This is a genomic window from Methylobacterium sp. B1 (genome assembly GCF_000333255.1).
In the GTDB taxonomy this organism is placed as follows: domain Bacteria; phylum Pseudomonadota; class Alphaproteobacteria; order Rhizobiales; family Beijerinckiaceae; genus Methylobacterium; species Methylobacterium fujisawaense.
Genome location: NZ_BACT01000300.1, coordinates 1 through 1043, shown reverse-complemented (window position 1 = coordinate 1043; position 1043 = coordinate 1). Strand labels below are relative to the sequence as shown.

The window sequence follows — 1043 nt, the reverse complement described above, 5'->3', positions numbered from 1 at the left end:
AGCGCCACGGCGTGGTCCTGATGGGCGTGGACGCCGCCGGGCGAGAGCAGGCCGACGAGGTGGCAGGTGCCCCCCGATGCGCGGAGGGTCTCGATGAACCGGATCAGCGCCGGATTCCGGGCGAGCGAACCGTCGGCGACGGCGGAGTCGATCCGCGGCAGGTCCTGCAGGACCACGCGGCCCGCCCCGATATTGAGATGCCCAACCTCGGAATTGCCCATCTGCCCCGCGGGGAGGCCGACATCGGCGCCGAAGGTTTTCAGCTGCGCCCGGGGATGCGCCTGCATCAGCGCGTCGAAGACCGGGGTCTTGGCTTGGTGGACGGCGTTGTCGGCCACCGCGTCCCGCAGACCCCAGCCGTCGAGGATCACGAGCATCACGGGACGCGGCGTACTGTCGGGCACGGTCACAACTCTCCTGCGCTGCCGCACGCGGGGCGCGGCCGGTCTCCGGGCCCTGCGCGGCCGGATCGTTGCGCGTGTCGATAATCGCCTTGGCCCCGTGAGGCCACCGCCCCAATGGGCGAATGGGCGACGGATGCGAGAGAGCGTCGGGCTTCTGACATGGCAGGGCCGCGCCCAGCCCATCGCCAGGCGCGGCGCCGGCCCGGCGTCAACCGGTCAGTTGACGCGCGCCGCGTCGGATCCCGGCGGGACGCCGAGCCCGGGCCGCTTGCGGCGCAGGGCGGCCCGGAGGACGGTCCGCCAGTAGCCCGGATGGGACAGGAACCCCGCCGCCCAGGACAGATGCATGGCCACCGCCGCCGGTCCGCTCAGGAGCAGGACGGGGTCCCGCGCCTTGAGGGCCAGGGCGAGGCCGCACAGGCCGCAGGCTCCGGCGTAGAGCAGCAGCGGGATCAGCAGGGCGGGCATCAGGGCCGCCAGGGGCAGGGCCGCGACGGCGTAGAGCAGAACCAGGGCCGGCAGCATCTGGCGGGCGCGCGGCANGCTGGCGTGCTTCTCGAGGGTCCGCGCGCAGCCGCGACCGTACTGACGGTATTGCCGCGCGAGGCTGCCGAAGCGCGCGCGGGGAAAATACGTGAT

The 1043-nt window shown here is 73.3% G+C and carries 2 pseudogenes; both read right to left on the bottom strand.

Annotated features, from left to right (window positions below):
- Positions 1–377: pseudogene (locus I53_RS08825) on the bottom strand (2,3-bisphosphoglycerate-independent phosphoglycerate mutase); the annotation flags it as partial.
- Positions 378–620: 243 nt separating this feature from the next.
- Positions 621–1043: pseudogene (locus I53_RS08820) on the bottom strand (glycosyltransferase family 2 protein); the annotation flags it as partial.